20 protein-coding genes are annotated in these 19008 nt (G+C 69.7%); 10 read left to right on the forward strand and 10 right to left on the reverse strand.

Features of this window, described 5'->3' with window-relative positions; translation table 11 throughout:
* The first annotated feature begins 71 nt into the window (after nt 1-71).
* Nucleotides 72-1499, forward strand: coding sequence for an aldehyde dehydrogenase family protein (locus AB0B61_RS37575; RefSeq protein ID WP_358442487.1), 1428 nt, complete (start codon nt 72-74; stop codon nt 1497-1499).
* On the opposite strand, the gene AB0B61_RS37580 is transcribed toward AB0B61_RS37575, so the two are convergent.
* Complete coding sequence (locus AB0B61_RS37580; protein WP_358442490.1) at nt 1500-2603, reverse strand: hypothetical protein; 1104 nt, start codon at nt 2601-2603, stop codon at nt 1500-1502.
* Nucleotides 2604-2659: 56 nt separating this feature from the next.
* A complete protein-coding gene (locus AB0B61_RS37585; protein ID WP_358442493.1) occupies nt 2660-3640 on the reverse strand; it encodes a peptidase in 981 nt (326 codons plus the stop codon).
* Nucleotides 3641-3837: 197 nt separating this feature from the next.
* On the opposite strand from AB0B61_RS37585, the gene dxr reads away from it, so the two are divergent.
* The 4 genes from dxr to AB0B61_RS37605 all read left to right on the forward strand — a co-directional run bounded on the left by dxr (nt 3838) and on the right by AB0B61_RS37605 (nt 9040).
* On the forward strand, nt 3838-5031 hold the full coding sequence (gene dxr, locus AB0B61_RS37590) for a 1-deoxy-D-xylulose-5-phosphate reductoisomerase (protein WP_358442495.1): 1194 nt from the start codon (nt 3838-3840) through the stop codon (nt 5029-5031).
* A gap of 79 nt (nt 5032-5110) precedes the next feature.
* Entirely contained in the window at nt 5111-6262 is a 1152-nt protein-coding gene (ispG, locus tag AB0B61_RS37595) for a flavodoxin-dependent (E)-4-hydroxy-3-methylbut-2-enyl-diphosphate synthase (protein ID WP_358442498.1), read from the forward strand.
* Nucleotides 6263-6538: 276 nt separating this feature from the next.
* Complete coding sequence (locus AB0B61_RS37600; protein WP_358442501.1) at nt 6539-8161, forward strand: alpha/beta hydrolase; 1623 nt, start codon at nt 6539-6541, stop codon at nt 8159-8161.
* A gap of 36 nt (nt 8162-8197) precedes the next feature.
* Nucleotides 8198-9040 carry a GNAT family N-acetyltransferase gene (locus AB0B61_RS37605; RefSeq protein WP_357948106.1) on the forward strand — a complete coding sequence of 281 codons (843 nt, stop codon included), beginning with the start codon at nt 8198-8200 and terminating at the stop codon, nt 9038-9040.
* A gap of 248 nt (nt 9041-9288) precedes the next feature.
* Here the strand turns inward: AB0B61_RS37605 and AB0B61_RS37610 are convergent, their stop codons facing one another.
* A complete protein-coding gene (locus AB0B61_RS37610; RefSeq protein ID WP_357946456.1) occupies nt 9289-10077 on the reverse strand; it encodes an SDR family oxidoreductase in 789 nt (262 codons plus the stop codon).
* A gap of 19 nt (nt 10078-10096) precedes the next feature.
* Nucleotides 10097-10768: an NAD(P)H-dependent oxidoreductase gene (locus AB0B61_RS37615; protein ID WP_358442504.1), complete on the reverse strand. Its 672-nt coding sequence runs from the start codon at nt 10766-10768 to the stop codon at nt 10097-10099.
* Nucleotides 10769-10864: 96 nt separating this feature from the next.
* Here AB0B61_RS37615 and AB0B61_RS37620 point away from each other — a divergent pair, with 96 nt between their 5' ends.
* A complete protein-coding gene (locus tag AB0B61_RS37620) occupies nt 10865-11374 on the forward strand; it encodes a MarR family winged helix-turn-helix transcriptional regulator (protein ID WP_357946461.1) in 510 nt (169 codons plus the stop codon).
* Nucleotides 11375-11493: 119 nt separating this feature from the next.
* Here AB0B61_RS37620 and AB0B61_RS37625 read toward each other — a convergent pair whose 3' ends face one another.
* From AB0B61_RS37625 to AB0B61_RS37635, 3 genes are all read right to left on the reverse strand, one after another.
* A complete protein-coding gene (locus AB0B61_RS37625) occupies nt 11494-11871 on the reverse strand; it encodes a DUF3037 domain-containing protein (RefSeq protein WP_358442507.1) in 378 nt (125 codons plus the stop codon).
* Nucleotides 11868-12680, reverse strand: coding sequence for a HipA family kinase (locus tag AB0B61_RS37630; RefSeq protein ID WP_358442510.1), 813 nt, complete (start codon nt 12678-12680; stop codon nt 11868-11870). Before AB0B61_RS37630 ends, AB0B61_RS37625 begins: the two co-directional genes overlap by 4 nt.
* A 179-nt stretch (nt 12681-12859) precedes the next feature.
* Entirely contained in the window at nt 12860-13390 is a 531-nt protein-coding gene (locus tag AB0B61_RS37635; RefSeq protein WP_358442512.1) for a hypothetical protein, read from the reverse strand.
* Nucleotides 13391-13651: 261 nt separating this feature from the next.
* Here AB0B61_RS37635 and AB0B61_RS37640 point away from each other — a divergent pair, with 261 nt between their 5' ends.
* Complete coding sequence (locus AB0B61_RS37640) at nt 13652-14233, forward strand: TetR/AcrR family transcriptional regulator (RefSeq protein ID WP_358442515.1); 582 nt, start codon at nt 13652-13654, stop codon at nt 14231-14233.
* 23 nt (nt 14234-14256) lie between these two features.
* Here the strand turns inward: AB0B61_RS37640 and AB0B61_RS37645 are convergent, their stop codons facing one another.
* Nucleotides 14257-14622 (reverse strand): helix-turn-helix domain-containing protein, encoded by a 366-nt coding sequence (locus tag AB0B61_RS37645; RefSeq protein ID WP_358442518.1) that lies wholly within the window; start codon nt 14620-14622, stop codon nt 14257-14259.
* Between the two features lie 91 nt (nt 14623-14713).
* On the opposite strand from AB0B61_RS37645, the gene AB0B61_RS37650 reads away from it, so the two are divergent.
* Complete coding sequence (locus AB0B61_RS37650; RefSeq protein WP_358442520.1) at nt 14714-15376, forward strand: NAD(P)-binding domain-containing protein; 663 nt, start codon at nt 14714-14716, stop codon at nt 15374-15376.
* A gap of 57 nt (nt 15377-15433) precedes the next feature.
* Here AB0B61_RS37650 and AB0B61_RS37655 read toward each other — a convergent pair whose 3' ends face one another.
* A complete protein-coding gene (locus AB0B61_RS37655; protein WP_358442523.1) occupies nt 15434-16303 on the reverse strand; it encodes a TIGR03619 family F420-dependent LLM class oxidoreductase in 870 nt (289 codons plus the stop codon).
* Entirely contained in the window at nt 16300-17547 is a 1248-nt protein-coding gene (locus AB0B61_RS37660; protein ID WP_358442525.1) for an LLM class flavin-dependent oxidoreductase, read from the reverse strand. The genes AB0B61_RS37655 and AB0B61_RS37660 overlap by 4 nt, the downstream gene beginning before the upstream one ends.
* Before the next feature lie 95 nt (nt 17548-17642).
* Between AB0B61_RS37660 and AB0B61_RS37665 the strand changes: the two genes are divergently transcribed.
* Nucleotides 17643-18452 (forward strand): TIGR03619 family F420-dependent LLM class oxidoreductase, encoded by an 810-nt coding sequence (locus tag AB0B61_RS37665; RefSeq protein WP_358442528.1) that lies wholly within the window; start codon nt 17643-17645, stop codon nt 18450-18452.
* A 50-nt stretch (nt 18453-18502) separates the two neighbouring features.
* Entirely contained in the window at nt 18503-18904 is a 402-nt protein-coding gene (locus AB0B61_RS37670; RefSeq protein ID WP_358442531.1) for a hypothetical protein, read from the forward strand.
* Nucleotides 18905-19008 lie beyond the last annotated feature (104 nt).

Below are 19008 nucleotides of genomic sequence, written 5' to 3' on the forward strand. Positions count from 1 at the left end.
TGAGGTCTGGTGGGGGTCTTGTGCACGGTGGTGTACGTCCCCGATCGTGGGCTTGGCATAACGTCGGGAACATGGACGTGCGTACCTTCTGGCTCGCGGGCCGGCCAGCCACCGGCGACTCCCAGCTCACCGTGACCAACCCCCATGACGGTCGCGACGTCGGCCGCTATTCCGTGCCGACAGAAGCGCAGGTCGAGGAGGCCATCGCGGCCGCCCACGCGGTCGCCGGGCAGGCCGCCGCGCTCCCCGCGCACGTACGCGCCGAAGCGCTGGCCCACGTCTCGCGCCGCATCGCGGAGCGGGCCGACGAGATCGCCCACCTGATCACCGCCGAGAACGGCAAGCCGATCTTCTGGGCCCGGGGCGAGGTCACCCGCGCGATCGCCACCTTCCGCTTCGCCGCCGAGGAGACCCGCCGCTGGTCGGGGGGCGTGCAGCGGCTCGACACCGAGCCCGCCGCCGCCGGGCGCCTGGCGTACGTGTCCCGTCTGCCGTACGGGCCGGTGCTCGCGATCACGCCGTTCAACTTCCCGCTGAACCTGGTCGCCCACAAGGTCGCGCCCGCCATCGCCGTCGGCGCGCCCATCATCGTCAAGCCGGCGCCCGCCACGCCGCTCACCTCGCTGCTGCTCGGCGAGATTCTGGCCGAGACCGACCTGCCCGCCGGGATGTTCTCCGTGCTGCCGGTCGAGAACGAGCGCGCCTCCGTCCTGGTGGACGATCCCCGGCTGCCGGTGGTGTCGTTCACCGGCTCGGCACCGGTCGGCTACGCGATCGCCGACCAGATCCCGCGCAAGCACGTGACGCTCGAACTCGGCGGCAACGCCGCGGCCGTCGTGCTGACCGACGCCGACCTCGACTGGGCGGCCCAGCGCGTCGCCCTGTTCTCCAACTACCAGGCCGGTCAGAGCTGCATCGCCGTGCAGCGGGTGATCGTCGAGCAGCCGGTCTACGACGCGTTCGTCGAGCGCCTGCTCCCGGCCGTCGCCGGGCTCGTCACCGGCGATCCGGCCGACGAGAAGACGCAGGTCGGACCGCTGGTCTCGGTCCACGCCGCCGAACGCGTCGAGCAGTGGGTCCAGGAGGCCGTCGACGGGGGCGCCCGCGTGCTCGCGGGCGGCACCCGTGAGGGGGCCACGTACGCGCCCACCGTCCTGGCCGACGTGCCGGCCGACGCCAAAGTGCTGCGCGAGGAAGTGTTCGGGCCGGTCATGGTCCTGCAGCCCGCCGCGGACATCGACGAGGCGTACGCGATGGTCAACGCCTCCCGGTACGGCCTGCAGGCCGGGGTGTTCACGCGGTCGCTGGACGCGGCCTTCCGGGCCAACCGGGAGCTGGAGGTGGGCGGCGTGATCATCGGCGACGTGCCGTCGTACCGGGCCGACCAGATGCCGTACGGCGGCGTGAAGGACTCCGGCATCGGCCGCGAGGGTCTGCACTCGGCGATGACGGACTACACCTACGAGAAGGTCATGGTGCTGACCGGCCTGTCGCTCTGACTACGCCCGCTGGGCCGTGTCGAACAGGGCCTTGGCGGCGTCGCCGAAGTAGGGGCCGTACATGGTGCGCTGGTCGTCGCTGTACTTGAAGCTGCTCAGCGACGTGATCTCGCCGGTGCCCGTGGCGGGGTCGAAGCCGGACAGCCACGGGCCGCCGCTGGAGCCCGCTGTCATGTCGCAGCCCAGGCCCTGGTCGCGGGTCTGCTTGTAGGGGTCGCCGTGCAGGCGGCCCGCGCAGTAGACCAGGTGCTCGCCGTCGTAGGGCGGGTCGGCCGGGAAGCCGAAGCCGAACGTCTGGCCGCCGCGCGCGGCGTTGAAGGCGATCTGCTGGGCGCCGACCACGTCGGTGACATGCCGGCTCTCCGCGGTCGTCAAAGCCACCATGCCCACGTCGTAGCTGTCGTCGGCGGAGTGCGCCCACGGGCCGGTGACGAACATGCGGCGGGCGGCGTACTGGCCGTAGGGGTGGCCGCCGCCGTCGCGGTAGCCGGGCACGAACTGCCAGTTGGCCGCCCACTCGCCGGTGCCGTCCTTGACGCAGTGGCCGGCCGTGACCACGAGGTCCCTGCTCGCGCTCTTGACCGTGCTGGCGGAGCACACGAAGTCGATCCCGCTGACGGTCAGGAAGACGCGGCCGGTGGTGCGGGTCACCGCGCCGCCGGTCAGCCAGCGGGAGCCGGACGTGGTGGTCAGGGGCCGGGCCGACTGGAGGCGGGGGACGGGGATCCTGGCCTTCTCGCTCTCGCGGGTCACCTTCTCGCCGGTCACTTTCTCGCCGGTCAAGCCGGGTGCGGCGGCGATCCCCGTCTTCTTGGCGAGGCCGCCCAGCAGGCCGTCACGCTTGGTCACGATGCCGAGCATGTCGATCGGCAGGGCGTCGGCCATCCGGGCCGGGGTCCAGTAGTCGAGCACGCGCCGCTGCTCGGCGGGGCTGCGGGCGGCCACGTGCTCGACCACCTCCGTCCGCTTGGCCGGGTGCACGACCCGCTTGGCGATGGTATGGGCGGAGTCGTGGTGCTGGACGGGCATGGCGCCGATGAGCGCGGGGCCCATCAGCCCCGTGACGAGCGGCACGGCTGTCAGCAAGGGGGTGCTCAGGCTCATGACCCCCGAGTGTGCACCACAAGATGTGTTCTTGTGACTACTTTCGGTGAATGGCTTCAGAGGGCGTTGGTGCTCTGGGCGGCTTGGTAGACGGCTTGGGCCTCTGACCCGAAATAAGGGCCGAACATCCATTTAGCGGCGAAGTTGTATTTGAAGCTGTTGACGGAGTTTTGCGTGCCGAGGCCGGTCGTTTCATTGAAATTCTGGAACCATGGACCACCGCTCGAACCACCGGTCATGTCGCAGGTCAGACCCTGATCCTTGGACATCAGGAAATCGTCGAACGCGCGTCCGCCGCAGTAGGTCAGCTTCGAGCCGTCGTACGGGGCCGCCGCCGGGTAGCCGAAGGCGTACATCTGCTGGCGCCGCGCCTGGTTGAACGCCACACCCTGGCCGCCCACGACGTCGGTCAGCGACTTGCCCTGCAGCGGCGCCACCACGGCGGCGGCGACGTCGAAGTCCATGTCCTCGCCGGCGTTCCACTGCGGGGTGGTCAGGAGCTTGGTGGCCGCCCAGGTGCCGTACGGGCGGCTGCCGCTGTCGTAGCCGGGGACGAACACCCAGTTGGTGTGGAAGGCGCCGCCCATCTTGACGCAGTGGCCCGCGGTGAGCACCACGCTCTTGTTGGCGCTGGTGACGGCCGAGCCGGAGCAGGAGGCGTTGCGTCCCTGATAGGTGAAGAAGACGCGGCCGGTCGTCTTCGTGATCGCGCCGCCGCGGGTCCAGGCGGAGCCGCCGCTGTTGGCGGCCTGCGCCGTGTTGCCCGGCGCGCTGGTGGGCGGGACCGCGGTGGGCTCGCCGGGGGCGCCCATGGCCGGTTTGGCCTGCTTCTTGGGCGCGGGGGCGTCGAGTGGCTGGGCCGCCTCCATCTTCTGCGGGGTCCAGTACCGGAGCACGGCCTTCTGTTCGGAGGTGGAGTCGGCGGCCGCCTTCTGGGCGGGCTTGGGCCCCGGTTGGGCCTGCGCGAGCCCGGCCGGGAGCAGGGTGCCCCCGGCGGCGAGGGTGAGGATGGAAAGCAGAGCGACTCTGCGGTGCATTACGTACCTCCCGAAATCCCGGATCTGAGGTCGGAAGGTAGTGGCCCCAATCTCCGGATTTCTCGGGATTTGCTCATACGGATATGGGGAAATTTGGGCATTGATGTAGATGAATATCTGGTGTCACAGGCGTTGCCATATTCAGGGACGGGGGAGCCGCGTGCCGGGTCGCTTCCGGCAGCGGGGACAATGGACGGGTGCACGCAGACACCCTCCGCTCCGTCGTCGTCCTCGGCTCCACCGGCTCGATCGGCACCCAGGCACTCGATGTCATCGGCGCCGACCCGGGCAGGTTCAGGGTCGCCGGGCTCGCGGCCGGTGGCGGGAAGGTCGAGCTGCTGGCCGAGCAGGCGGCCGAGCACGGCGCCGAGGTGGTGGCCGTGGCCGACGCCGACGCCGTGCCGGCGCTGAAGGAGGCGCTCGCGGCGCGCGGCGCGAGCCCGGTGGTGCTCGCGGGCCCAGAAGGGGTCGCGGAGGCGGCGGCCTGGCCGTGCGACACGGTGCTCAACGGCATCACCGGCGCGCTCGGCCTGACCTCCACGCTGGTCGCGCTGGAGGCGGGGCGGACACTCGCCCTGGCCAACAAGGAGTCGCTGATCATCGGCGGGCCGCTGGTCAAGCGGCTGGCCGCGCCGGGGCAGATCCTGCCGGTCGACTCCGAGCACTCGGCCGTCCAGCAGTGCCTGTGGGCCGGCGGCCCCGACGGTCACCGGCCCGAGGCGGTCAAGCGGCTGGTCATCACCGCGAGCGGCGGGCCGTTCAGGGGGCGCAAGCGCGCCGACCTGTTCGACGTCACGCCCGAGATGGCCCTGGCGCACCCCACCTGGTCCATGGGTCCCATGATCACCATCAACTCGGCCACCCTGGTCAACAAGGGGCTGGAGGTGATCGAGGCGCATCTGCTGTTCGACATCGGCTTCGATCGGATCGAGGTCGTGGTGCATCCTCAGTCGATCATCCACTCCATGGTCGAGTACATCGACGGCTCCACCATCGCCCAGGCCAGCCCGCCCGACATGCGGCTGCCCATCGCGCTCGCGCTCGGCCACCCCGAGCGGATCGCGGGCGCCGCGGCCCCCATCGACTGGACCCGGGCCCAGCAGTGGACCTTCGAGCCGCTCGACAACGAGGCTTTCCCCGCCGTCGCGCTGGCCAGGCACGTCGGCACCGAGGGCGGCACCGCGCCCGCCGTCTACAACGCGGCCAACGAGGCGTGCCTGGAGGCGTTCATCGGCGGCGGGCTGCCGTTCCCGGCGATCGTCGACACGGTCGCCAAGGTCGTCGAAGAGCACCGGGTGACCCCCGCGGACTCGGTCGAGGAGGTGCTCGCCGCCGACGCCTGGGCCCGTGCCCGGGCGAGCGAGCTCGTACGGAGCGTGGCCGGCGGATGAGACCTGGGACGGAGCTCACAGCCCGGCAGTCCCACGGGCTACCTACACTGGATACCGTTACCGAAACTCAAGGGTTGAAATGTCTTCTGTAGCACTCGGCATCCCCACGGTCCGTCCCAAGCCGCTCGCCCAACGCCGGCACTCCCGCCAGATCATGGTCGGCGGCGTCCCGGTCGGTGGCGACGCGCCGGTCTCCGTGCAGTCGATGACCACCACGGTGACCGCCGACATCAACGCCACCTTGCAGCAGATCGCCGAGCTGACCGCCTCGGGCTGCCAGATCGTGCGGGTGGCCGTGCCGTCGCAGGACGACGCCGACGCGCTGCCCGTCATCGCCCGCAAGTCGCAGATCCCGGTCATCGCCGACATTCACTTCCAGCCGAAGTACGTGTTCGCGGCCATCGAGGCGGGCTGCGCGGCAGTGCGCGTCAACCCCGGCAACATCAAGAAATTTGACGACAAGGTGGGCGAGATCGCGCGGGCCGCGGCCGATCACGGCGTGCCGATCCGCATCGGCGTCAACGCCGGCTCGCTCGACCCCCGGTTGCTGCAGAAGTACGGCAAGGCGACGCCCGAGGCGCTGACCGAGTCGGCGCTGTGGGAGTGCTCCCTGTTCGAGGAGCACGGGTTCCGCGACATCAAGATCTCGGTCAAGCACAACGACCCCGTCGTCATGATCAACGCGTACCGGCTGCTGGCCGCCCAGTGCGACTACCCGCTGCACCTGGGCGTGACCGAGGCCGGTCCGGCCTTCCAGGGCACGATCAAGTCGGCGGTCGCGTTCGGCGCGCTGCTGGCGGAGGGCATCGGCGACACCATCCGCGTCTCGCTGTCGGCGCCACCGGTCGAGGAGGTCAAGGTCGGCACGCAGATCCTGGAGTCGCTCGGGCTGCGCGAGCGCGGGCTGGAGATCGTCTCGTGCCCGTCGTGCGGGCGGGCGCAGGTCGACGTCTACACGCTGGCGGAGCAGGTGCAGGCGGGGCTCGAGGGCCTGAAGGTGCCCCTGCGGGTGGCCGTGATGGGCTGCGTCGTCAACGGGCCGGGCGAGGCTCGCGAGGCCGACCTGGGCGTGGCGTCGGGCAACGGCAAGGGCCAGATCTTCGTCAAGGGCGAGGTCGTGAAGACGGTCCCCGAGTCGCAGATCGTGGAGACGCTGATCGACGAGGCCCTGCGCATCGCCGACTCGATGGGCATCGAGCTCGACGGCGAGCCTGAGGTTGTCGTCGGCTGATTTAAGACTCATATTTTTTTACGGCTCAGCCCGGTCGGCCCCAGACGCCGACCGGGCTGAGCCCTGTCCAGGGACACGCTCCTCCGGTGGAGGTGGTGCGGCGCCGTGACGTGCGCACTCTTGGCCAGTCGCGGGGCAAACCGGGCACCCTGGCCGCCCGCGACAGCGTTACGGCGGGCAATTGGGCGATTACAGAATGGTAAGCGTTCTTCCATACCCAGCGTCATGACTCGGCTACTCAGAGACCATCGGTCTGCCAATCGAATGGGAGGCCGTGTGAAGCGGGTCGTAAGAGTGATCGTCGGGATGGCGATGCTGGTGCCGGTGCTCGGCGGAGCGAGTAGCGCCGTGGCCGCCGGGAGCGCCGTGGGTTCGGAACTGGACTGGGGGGCCTGCCCGGCGGCGACGCCATCATCATCGAAGACGGAGACGGCCGATTCCGGGACGGTCATCAGTCGGTCCGCGGCCCCGGTGAGCGGTGTGGAGTGCGCTTCCGTGCGAGTGCCGCTCGACTACAACGCGCCGACGGGGCAGTCGATCACGCTGGCGCTCAACCGGATCAAGGCCAAGGTGCCGCGCGACGGCGACTACCTGGGCCCGCTGCTGGTCAACCCCGGCGGGCCGGGCGCCTCGGGCCGGTCGCTGGCCGAGTACGTGTCGGCGACGCTCTCGCAGAAGGCCGCCGACCGTTACGACATCATCGGCTTCGACCCGCGCGGCGTGGGCAACAGCGAGCCCGCCATGCACTGCGTCGATCCCGCCGTCTACTACGCCGCGCCCAGGGCCGACGCGGTGCCGCGCGATGAGGAAGACGAGAAGGTCCTGCTCGGCCGGGCCAGCGAATACGCCAGCCGGTGCGGCGACCAGTACGCGTGGCTGCTGCCCCACCTGACCACCGAGAACACCGCCCGCGACATGGACAGCATCCGCGCCGCCCTCGGCGAGCCGCAGATCAGCTTCCTCGGCTACTCCTACGGCACCTACATCGGCGCCGTCTACGCCACGCTGTTCCCCGACCGGGTCAAGCACCTCGTCCTGGACAGCACGGTCGACCCGGACGGCGTCTGGTACAAGGCCAACCTGGCCCAGGACCGCGCCTTCGAGCGCAGGCACCGCGCCTTCCTGGCCTGGACCGCCAAGAACAACGCCGTCTACAAGCTCGGCGGCTCGCTCACCCAGACCTCGTTCGCCTGGTACGCGATGCGCTCCAGGCTGCACGACCGCCCGGCCGCCGGGGTGGTCGGCCCGAGCGAACTCGATGACACGTTCACCGTGGCCGGCTACACCGACAGGATCTGGCCCGACCTGGCCGCCGCCTGGTCCAGGTACGTGCGGCAGGGCGACGGGAAGGCACTGGTCGACGTCTACAACAAGTACGGCAAGCCGGACGCCGACGAGGAGAACGGCTACGCCATCTACCTGAGCGTGCAGTGCCGCGACGTCCAGTGGCCCAAGTCCTGGGACAAGTGGCGGACGGACATGACCCGGGTGTACCGGCAGGCGCCGTTCCTCACCTGGTCCAACGCCTGGTACAACGCGCCGTGCGCGTTCTGGTCCGTGCCGGGCGGCACTCCGGTCAAGATCAACGCGTCCAAGCGGCTGCCCCCGATCCTGATGATCCAGTCGAAGGACGACGCGGCGACGCCGTACCAAGGTGCCCTGAACATGCGCAAACTGTTCCCGAGCGCCCGCATGGTCGTCGACGCGGGCGGCAACCACGGCTCCTCGCTGTCGGGGAACCAGTGCGTGGACCGCCACCTGGTCGCGTACCTGGTCGACGGCACGGTGCCGCGGCACACCGCCAACTGCGACAAACTGCCGGCGCCCAAGCCAACGGCCCATATGGCGGCCCTTAGCCCTCTAGGTCACGAAAGGCGCACCGAGCTCCTCGCCAGATGAGCTATTCGGTGGTCGTTCGCGTAGTCTGACCATGTGATGCTGCGTACATCGGCGTCGCGTGTGCTCGATGACAGCGACCGGGACGAAGCTCTTGCCTTGCTCGACTTCGATCCGGTCGCGAACGTCTTCGTCTCCTCCCGGGTGCGGACCGTCGGACTCAATCCGGCGCGGCTGGGCGGGCAGATGTGGGGGTTCGGGCCGCGCGGCGGGCTCGTCTCGCTCTGCTACGCGGGGGCGAACATGGTGCCGGTCAACGCCGGCCCCGAAGCCGTGCACGCGTTCGCCGACCGCGCCCGCAAGCAGGGCCGCCGCTGCTCGTCCATCGTGGGTCCCGCCGACGCGGTGTCACTGCTGTGGGAGCGCCTGGAGCCGTACTGGGGCCGGGCCCGCACCATCCGCTGGGCGCAGCCGGTCATGGCCACCTCGCGCAGGTCGCCCGTGCCCGCCGACCCGCTGGTCCGGCGGGTCCGCCCGGACCAGTTCGAGACGCTGTTGCCCGCCTGCGTCTCGATGTTCACCGAGGAGGTGGGGGTCTCACCCAACCTCGGCGATGGTGGCGCCCTCTACCGGACCAGGGTGGCCGAGCTGATCCGCATCGGCAGGTCGTACGCGCGCATCGACGACGGGCGCGTGGTGTTCAAGGCCGAGGTCGGCGCGGTCACTCCCCATGCCTGCCAGATCCAGGGGGTGTGGGTCGACCCCGCGCTGCGCGGCCAGGGACACGCGGTGGCCGGGATGGCCGCGGTGGTGGACGCCGCCCTGGATTGCTTCGCTCCGGTGGTCTCGCTGTACGTCAACGACTTCAACCACTCGGCCCGGGCGGTCTACCGGAAGGTGGGCTTCCACGAGGTCGACACGTTCATGTCCGTGCTGTTCTAGCCATGATCTTGGTGATGGGGATCTGGGAGTCGCTGGTCAAGGTGTGACCGCGGGTGACGGTGACTCGGTCAGTGCAATGGCGCCTTCGCCCTTGCCGCCGCGGGGCTCGGCGGCGGGCTCGACCTGTGACCGCACCTGGTCCGCCGTGACCGCGGCGCGCATGTGGCCAACCAGCTCGCCCGCCGTCTGGTAGTCCCCGCCCGCCCGGCCGGGCGGGGAGCACGTTCGAGTGGTGCGGGTTGGGGCTGCTATCCGCCGATGTGCGGTGCGCGCGCGGCGGCGGAGCCGTCCCGGATCACCTCGCCGGTGAGGTTGCCGTTGGCTCCCGAGCCCAGGAAGACGATGAGGTTGGCCACGTCGTCGGAGTGAGAGAGCCTGCGGGTGGGGGTGGCGGCGGCGAGGGCGTCGGTGACGAAAGCCGGGATGTCGGGGCGGCTGTCGGTCAGGGTGAAGCCCGGTGCCACGACGTTGACCAGGATCCCGTCCGGGCCGCCGTTCCAGGCCAGGCTACGGGCGAGCCCGTACAGGCCCGATTTGGCGGTGCCGTAGGGGCCCGGGCCGGGCAGGCCCTCCTCGGCGACGCTCGAGGAGATCAGCACGATACGGCCCCAGCCCTTGGCGCGCATGCTGGACAGGACCGCGCGGACCGTGGCCGCGGTTCCGATCAGATTGGCGCCGATCATCGCGTCCCACTCCTGCAGCGGGACGTCCTCGAAGCGGAGGCTGGGGTCGGGCGGGCCGTCGCCGCCCCAGCGCACGGCATTGGCGATGAGGACGTCGATGCCTCCCCAGCGCTCTATGACGCTAGCGACGGCTTGGTCGATGGTGGGCAGGTCTTCGAGGTCGAGTCGGACGACGTGCGCCTGCCCGCCGGAGGACTCCACGTCAGCGGCCACCTTCTCGGCGCTGTCGGGGTTGTTGCGGTAGGTGATCGCCACCCGGGCGCCTTCGCGCCCGAAGGCGCGGGCGGTCGCGGCTCCGATGCCGGTCGACGCGCCGGTGATCAGGACCACGCGGCCGTTGAGATCTGTGTTCATGATGCGATTTCCTCTCGAGTCAGGTTGCGGACGGGATCTCGGCGCGGGCTCGGGTCGCCAGGGCGTGCACCGCGTCGAGCGCCGCGGTATGGGAGGCCTCGTGCTGGTCGCGGAACTGGGCGAGGAAGGGCATGACCGTGGCATGCGTGAGCTCGGCATGGACGAACTCCACGTCGTCCAGCCCGAGCACGGAGAAGTAGGCGCGCAGGTAGGGCTCCTGGAAGTCGAACTGCTCGCGGGGCGTGCCCGGGCCGTAGCCCCCGCCGCGCGCGCTCAGCACCACGGCCGACTTGCCCTTGAGCGGCAGCCAGGGCAGGGTCACGCGGTCGATCCACGCCTTGAGCGCGGCGGGCACCGTGAAGTTGTACATCGGCACGCCCAGCAGCAGGACGTCGGCCGCGAGGAGCTGTTCCACCAGCGGACGGGTGGCCGCCCAGCTCCTGGCCAGTTCGGGGGCGGTCGCGGCCACCTTGTCCATGGCCTCGATGTCGCGCACCCCGTTCACGGATGACTGGGTGGCGAGGTGGACCCGGTTCTCGTCGATGGGTGGCACCGGGTCCGCCACGAGGTCGCGGTAGGTGTAGATGCCGTCGGGATGGGTGGCCCGCCAGCCGGTCACGAAGGTCCTGCCGAGCCTGCGCGAGAACGAGTCGCCGCGTCCGCTGGCGTCCAGATGCAGGAGATGCGTCACAAGACTGCCTCACATTCAAGATGGTCTGTAATCGCAATCAATATAAAGCAAGATAGTTGTAAGTCAAGAACATATGGGTTTGGTATCATGCTGGACATGGCCAACGCTCCCGCCCCGGAAGGCTCGCCCGGCAGCTGGTTGCACCAGGACCTGCACTGGCTGTTCGCGCGGCTGAAGCAGGGCCTGGCCACAGCCGAGAGCGCGGCCGTACGTGAGCACGGCATGACCCTGTGGGGCTACACGGTCTTGATGGCCATCGTTGAAGCCCCTGCCAGCTCCCAGCTCGCTCTCGCCCAGGCCGTATCGGTCGACAAGAGCAAGCTGGTCCTTATCCTCGACGAACTGGAAAGCGCTGGCCTGGTGCGCCGCCGGCCGGACCCCGCCGACCGCAGGGCCCGCATCATCGAGGTCACCACCGAAGGCAGCCACGCCCTCAAAGCCGCCCGCGCCGACATAGAGGCGATCGAGGACCGGCTCTTGGCCGACCTCGCCCCCTCGGCGCGGAACTCTCTGCAGAGCGCGCTACAACATCTCGTCGGCGAGCCCATCGCGAGGGTCGAGGACGGACGGCCACACGAAACCGCCTGCGCCCCCGACCCAGCCTGACCGCGGCCGGAGCCCATTCTCGGCGTCCTCGACGCCGCACTCCCGAAATCCGGTGAGGCGCGGATATCGGTCCGGTGTACCTTGCTGGTGCGGCCGTCTGGGGTCAGGGCCGTCTGGGGTCAGGGCCGGACCAGTTTGTCGAAGAGTCTGGCCAGCTCGGTGTCGGGGTCGGCGGTGAGGCCGGCGTGGACCGGGCCGGTCTGCACGATCGTGCTGCGCGGTGCCGTCAGCCAGCGGAACCTTCCGCCGAGCGACTCCTTGCCCAGCGGTCCGGCCTCCTCGCCGCAGGCCAGTTCATAGGCGCTGAGCGCCTGCCGCACACCGTCGATGTCCACCGCCGGGTCGAGGGCGCGCAGCCGGGTCGCGTCGAGATCGACCCGCGCGCAGAGGTAGTCGCGCGGCTGGCAGTAGAGCAGCACGCCCGCGTTGATCAGCTCGCCGCGCTCGACGCGCGGCATCACGCGGATCACCGCGTACTCGTAGACGTCCCTGCTCATCGGTCGCCTCCCCGCCAGAACTCGCCGACGGAGGCCGGCCCCGTGGGTTCGCCGACCGTGGGCTCGGGCGGTCTCAGCCACTCGTACGGTGCCTGCGCGCGCTGGAGCAGGTGGTCGGCATAGGCGTCGCGGACGGCCTGCGCCGAGTCGAAGCCGGGTTCGTCGTCGAGCCATTCGTCGGGTACCAGCGCGGTGACGGTCTCCAGGAGCTCGGGAGTGATCTTCGCGGCCAGCTCGGCCCCCGCGCTCTCGAGGTGGGCGGCGAACGGCGCCAGCACATGGTCTCCCACGTCGAACGGCCGTCGCGGGTCGGCGGTCCGCCAGTTGTGGTGGAACCAGAGCGCCGCGCCATGATCGATCAGCCAGATGTCGCGGTGCCAGACGAGCAGGTTGGGGTTGCGCCAGCTGCGGTCGACGTTGTGGATCAGGCCGTCGAACCAGACCACCCGTGAGGCGAACATCCGGTCGGGCGTCCACGTCAGCGGCTCGAACCCGAGGGAGCCGGGCAGGAAGTCGATCGCCAGGTTGAGGCCGGTGCTCGCCTTGAGCAGGTCCTGCACCTCCTCGTCGGGCTCCCGGATGGCGATCTGCGGGTCGAGGTCGATCAGCTTGATCTCGGGAGTACGGAATCCGAGCCGCCTGGCCAGCTCGCCCGAGATGATCTCCGCCACGAGCACCCGACGGCCCTGGCCCGCTCCCCGGAACTTCACCACGTAGGTGCCGAGATCATCCGCCTCGACAACGCCCGGCAGCGACCCGCCCTCGCGCAACGGCGTCACATAACGGGTCGCCGCGATCTTATCCAGCACGACACGAGGCTATCGCCCTGTGTGAGCGCTTCCGCCCCGCCCACCTCACCGACCGGCGCGCCCGGCCATGGTCGTGCGCGTGTCCTCGCACGGGCGGTCAGGCGCGGGCTCGGTTGGCGGACAGTATGGCGTGGAGTGTCGGGTGCGGGCCCGGATGGCGGAGAGCATGACGTGGTGGGTCAGACGCGGGCCCGGATGGCGGAGAGCATGACGCGGCGGATCAGGCCGCTGCCGAGGCGGATGACGATCCAGTAGCGGCGGAAGGCGCGGCGGGCGTCCGGGCTGGTGGCCAGGACCCTGGTCTCGGTGACCAGGCGGATGCGTCCCGGGCCCGCGTCGTCCAGCAGGAAGCTGAACGTCGCCTTCGCGTACCCGGGCCGGTCGAAGGCGCGGAACGCGGCCACGTCGCCGATCGCCGGGGTGCGCTCGGCGCGGCCCAGGCGCCACCACTGGCCGACCGTCCCGACGACGAGCTCCCGCATCGGGTCCTCGGCCAGCGGGGTGAAGTTGGGCAGGTTCCGCTTCGGCTGGTCAGTGGGGGAGCGGTCGATCAGCCGCCGGAGGGCGATCAGCGGCTTGGCCAGGCGGACGTCCTGCGGGTCCGGGTGCGTGATCGCCTGCCAGACGCGGTCGCGGGAGGCGTTGATCACGATCGAGTGCCGCTCCGCCGCGTCCGGGCGGGGGATGAAGTCGTCTACCAGCGTCGGCATGGGGGCTCCTCGTGTCCGGGGCCTGCTCGCGGCCTCCATACGGTTGCGTATGGAGGCGACTATACGCCGCCGTATGGCAGGCTGTCGGAGCGGAGTGGGGCGGTCCGTGCGGGGCGGTCCGTGCGGCAGGGCAGGTGGTTCCGCGCGCCGGGTGACAGTTCCGTGCGGAGCGGGGGGCGGCGTCCGTCCGACGAGGACGGTTCAGGGCGGCACCGGGACGGCGTCCGTCAGCGGGGCGCGGTTCGAGCGAAGGAGGCGCGGGTGGTTGAGCGAGGAAAGCGCGGAGTGGCGGAGCGGTTGGGGCCGGACGACTGGGCGAGAGCCGCGCTGGCGGCGCTCGCGGAGGGTGGCCTGGGCGCGGTGGCGGTGGAGCCCGTCGCGGTACGGCTCGGGGTCTCGAAGGGCAGCTTCTACTGGCACTTCGCCAACCGCCGAGCCCTGGTCGAGGCGGCCCTGGCGCAGTGGGAGGCCGGGACCGAGCGGGTCATCGCCCGGCTGGAGTCGCTCGACGGGCCGGTGGCGCGTATGCGGACCCTGCTGGACCTGGCCTTCGGTGACGCGGAGAACGCGGCGATCTCGTTCCGGCTGATCAGCGAGGTGGACGATCCGCTGGTCGGCGAGGTGGTGCGGCGGGTGAGCCGGCGTCGCCTGGAATTCATGCAGGAGGTACTGCGGGAGCTCGGCCAGTCGGAGGAGGAGGCGCGCAGGCGGGTGCTGGCGGCCTACGGCGGCTACCTCGGACTGGCCGCCCTGGTACGCATCGGGGCGGTCGACGAGGTGTCGGGCTCCCTGGTCGACCTGGCCATGGCCGAGCTGGGCCTGCCTCCAGCCGCCCCCTCATGACAACGCCTGGAACGCCACCATGGTCATGACGTCGTTGATCGGCCGACGAGATCGTCTTGGTTGTCGGCGGCCCACTGTGCGAGGTGTGCGAGGGGCCCATTGGCGAACGAATCCCCCAGCGTGGAGAGCCGGTAGATCGCGCCTGTGTGCGCTGACGCTGGGTCGGCGCTGCTGACTTTCACGACGAGCCCGCGTGCCTGGAGACGATCCAGCGCCTGAGTCAGCACCTTGTCGCTGACTCCCGCGATCCTTGTGAGCAGGTCCTTGCGTCGCGTCGGCCCCAGGCGCAGCGCCGAGAGCACGACAGGATCCCAAACGTGGCTGATGAGTTCGGCCGCCGCGCGCACCTGGCAGTCGGAGATGAATGTCTGGCAGGACTCTTCGAGCACGAAACCCAGTATCGCCTCGCTCTCCCACCAAACGGTAGGAGCGCCCTTCGTAGCGTCTCAAGGGCACAGCTTCGAGACAGAGGAGATCGCTGTGAACGTAGGAATCTTGGGCACTGGAAACCTCGCCGTGACGCTTGGCCGCGCCTGGGCTCCGGCAGGCCACTCGCTTCTGGTGACAGGGCGCGACCCCCTGCACGCCAAAGCGGCCGCCGACCAGATCGGTCCGGTGGCGAAGGCTGTCGACCCCGCAGGCCTCGCGACTCAGATCGACGTGCTCGTGGTCGCGGTCGCTTGGGAGGGGTTGCGGGCGGCGTTGTCTCTCGTCGGCGCTCCCGAGGGGTCACTGGCCGGCAAGGCCGTGATCGACTGCACCAACCCCGTCGACTACACAACCTGTGAGCTGAAGCCGGCGGCCGGCTCGGCGGCGACACTCGTGGCGGACACGGCTCCCGAGGCGCACGTGGTCAAGGGGCTGCACCTGTTCGCAGGAGCCTCATGGCCTTACGTGGGTCCGCGGGAGTCGGCGCCGGTCGTGGCGATCTGCGGCGACGACTCACGTGCTCTCGATCGCGCTGCGGCGCTTATCCAAGATCTTGGTGCCCGGCCCGCGGTGGTCGGTGGACTCAACTGCGCCCGGCAACTGGAGGAGGCCGCCGGATTCGTCATGAGAGTCGTCGCGGCGGGTCACAACCCGAGGCTCGCCGTTCCCGATGTGGATCCGGCACTCCTTCGAGCAGCACAGACGGTCGGCTAAGCCGGCAGACGCCAGCAGGCCGGGCCGTGCTTTCACAGACAGCCGCCGCGCCGCGGGTCACATCTTCGCGATGACCTCCTCCGCGAAGCGTTCCATGGTGGCGATCTTGAGTTCCAGGGTGCCCTCGCCGTACCGCTGCTTCTCCTCGGGGGTGGCCAGCCACCACGGGGCGGCCATCGTCCCGGTGACGCCCTTGGCGGCGAAGTGCCGGTAGGTGTCGGCGTCCGGTAGCACCGCCAGCGGGGCGATGATCTCGAACGGCCCGGTCCTGCCGTACTCGTCCAGCCACCCCCGTAAGGAGTCGAGCACGGTGTCGAGCTGCTCCTCCGTGTAGATGCGGTTGCCGATCCAGCCGTCGCCCAGTTTGGCCGCCCGGCGCAGCGCCGCGTCGCTGTCGCCGCCCACCATGACCGGGATCGGCTCGGCGGGGGTGGGTGAGATGGACAGCTCGGGCAGGCCGTCGATCGTGACGGCGCCGCCGGTCCAGAGGTCCCGGAGCACCGGGATCATCTCGTTGAGCCGCCGCCCACGCGTGTGGAAGTCCTGGCCGGTGGCGGCGAACTCCTCCGCGCACCACCCGACGCCCACCCCGAACGAAACGCGGTCCCGCGACAGCACCGCCGCCGTGGACACCTGCTTGGCCACGGTGAACAGGTCGCGGGCCGGGGCGATGTAGACGTTGGGGGCGAAGCGCAGCGTGGTGGTCACCGCGGCCATCGCGCCGATCGTCACCCACACGTCCGGCCAGTGCGTCTCGGCGGTCCAGCGGGGCTTGCCGGACTTGGAGTAGGGGTACGGGGTCGCGAAGTCGGCGTAGAAGAGGTGGTCCGACAGGGTGAGCGTGTCGAACCCGCACCTTTCAGCCGTCCTGGCCAGCTCCAGGAACTGGTCGGTGTCCGCGAACGAGGCTCCCAGCCAGAATCTCACTGGAACTCCGGGATGACCTTGGTGGCGAACATCTCCAGGTTCCGCTTGACCGTGTCGAGTGGCAACACGCCCTGCTGTCCCTGCATGTAGAGGCCGAACCATTCCAGGTCGGGCATCCGGTCGAGCATCCGCTGGATGCCGCGCTTGACGTCGTCGGGGGTGCCGAACAGCGCCATCTCCACGTCGTTCATGCGCTTGGCGTCGCCCTTCTCGGGGGAGATGGGCTTGTGTTTCTCATCTTCCTTCTTCCGCAGCACCTCCAGGTAACCGAAGGGGCCGAAGAAGGCGGCGAAGTCCTTGGGGATGCTCCGGCCGAAGGTGTTGATCGCCTCCTCGGTCGTGTCCGCGATGCCGACGATCTTGAGGATGCCGGTGTGCTCGCCCAGCTTGTACTCGCGGCCCTGCCGGGCGGACTCTTCCTGGTAGAGCTTGGCCTTGGCGGCGTGGTCGTCGGGGTTCGGGGTGAACATCCACGGCAGGATGTTCTCCTGCGCGGCCCTGATGACCGAGCGGTCGGAGATCGTGAACGGCTGCCACAGCTCGGGATGCGGGTTCTGGTACGGCCGCGGGCAGACCGAGATGGCCTGCACCTTGTCGTCGTCCGAGATCTCACCGGGGGCGCCGAATGTCTTGGTCCACTCCAAGGCGGGCCAGCCCTCGATGCCGTCGAACGGATAGGGCACCTCGTAGTCCAGTACGTCGGACTTGTAGCGGAGTGTCTCCTGGGTCCAGGCCATCTTCATGATCTTCAGCACCTCGCCGAAGACGTCGAAGTTCCGGGTGTCGGAGGCCGAGCCGTCGGAGCGGGCGGCCGCCGCGTGCCAGCGCTGGCCCAGGACGTTCATCCACCGGTTCTGGTAGCCCCTGGCCACGCCCAGCCGGAGCCGTCCCTTGCAGAACTGGTCGAGCAGCGCCACGTCCTCCGCCGCCCGGATGGGGTCCCAGGCCGGCAGGACCATGCCGAGCGGGGCGAGCAGGATGCGTTCGGTCCTGGCCGCGAGGTCGGTGAGGAACATCAGCGGGTTGACCGAGAACTCCATGCCTTCCGAGTGGAAGTGGTGCTCGGTCATCATCAGCGCGTCGAAGCCGATCTGGTCGGCGTGGACGGCTATCTCCCGTACCTCGTGCAGCAGGTTCTGGTACGACTCCGTGTCACGTCCGATGGGCCGCTTGGCCTTGGCGTTCTCCTCGGCCGCGTATCCGGAGCCTGGAATCTGCGGATTCAGGAAGATGGAAAACTTCACCGGGAGACCTCTTTCCGCGGGGCGCTTCTCTGACCGGCAAGCTACTCTAGAAATCTTAGCCGAGCAATCGCTTGGTTGACGTCAAGGAGAGTCGTATGCGGCTTGGTGTCACCATGTTCACCACCGATCTGGGCATGCCGGTCGTGGATCTGGCCAAGGCAGCCGAGGAGCGTGGCTTCCACTCGCTCTACGTACCGGAGCACACCCATATCCCGGTCTCGCGGCGCACACCGCACCCGATGGGGCTGGACGAACTGCCCGAGGAGTACAAGCGCGTACTGGACCCGCTCATCGCGCTGTCGTTCGCCGCCGCCGCCACCGAGCGGCTGGTCGTCGGCACCGGCATCCTGCTCGCCGCCCAGCGCGACCCCATCGTGACCGCCAAGGCGATCGCCACCCTCGACCACCTCTCCGGCGGGCGTGTGGTGGTCGGCGTCGGCTTCGGCTGGAACGTGGAGGAGATCGAGAACCACGGCGTGCCGTACGACCAGCGACGCGAGGTCGCGCGGGCCAACGTCCTGGCCATGCGGAAGCTGTGGCGGGACGAGGTGGCCGAGTTCGAGGGGTTCGAGCCGTCGTGGTCGTGGCCCAAGCCGATCTCCGAGCCGCCCGTCTACATCGGCGGCGCGGCGGGTCCGAAGCTGTTCGCGCACGTCGCCGAGTGGGCCGACGGCTGGATCCCGATCGGCGGCAAGGGGATCAAGGCCGCCCTGCCCGCCCTGCGCGACGCCTGCGAGAAGGCCGGGCGGCCGATGGCCAAGGTCATCCCCTTCGGGACGTTGCCGACCAGGGAGAAGCTCGACTACTACGCCGAGCTGGGCATCGAGGAGTCGGTGGCCAGTCTGCCCAGCGGAACGGCCGACGAGATCCTGCCGCTGCTCGACCAGTACGCCCAGCTGATCTGAGACTGCCGTACTGTCGGAGGCTTCCCGGATCCCCGGAGGAGGTCGAGGCGATGCGGCGGGCACGGGTACGGGCGTTGCAGGTCATCGTGGCCGGTGTCGGGTTGGCCATGGGTGTGGCCGGGTTCGTGCTCTGGGTGCGGGGGGCACAAAGTCCCGGGCTGGCCGGACAGTGGACGGGGTCGGCCGACACGGGGGCCGGTTTCCCGGTGGTGATGGAGTTGGCGGACGGCGGCTCGGGTCTGCGGTGGGGGGCGGGGTTGCGTTGTTCGGGGCGGCTGAGTCCGATCAGGAGCCGGCTCGTGTTCGCGCTCGATCGGGTCAAGGGTGAGGGGTGCGTTCCGGGGACGCTGCGGGTGTTCCCGACGCCGGAGCCCGACCAGGTGGTCATCAAGATGACACGTCAGGGTGACACGGACATTACCTATTCAGGCACGCTCTCCCGACATTCTTGACGGGATGTGTCACGGTCAGGCGGCATTGCGTCGATCACCGTTGACTGTCCGGCGTCCGTTGCCTTCAGTTGGATGCAGAGTGGATGCAGAAGGTGGGTGGCGGC

Source organism: Nonomuraea sp. NPDC049158, assembly GCF_040648335.1.
Lineage (GTDB): Bacteria > Actinomycetota > Actinomycetes > Streptosporangiales > Streptosporangiaceae > Nonomuraea.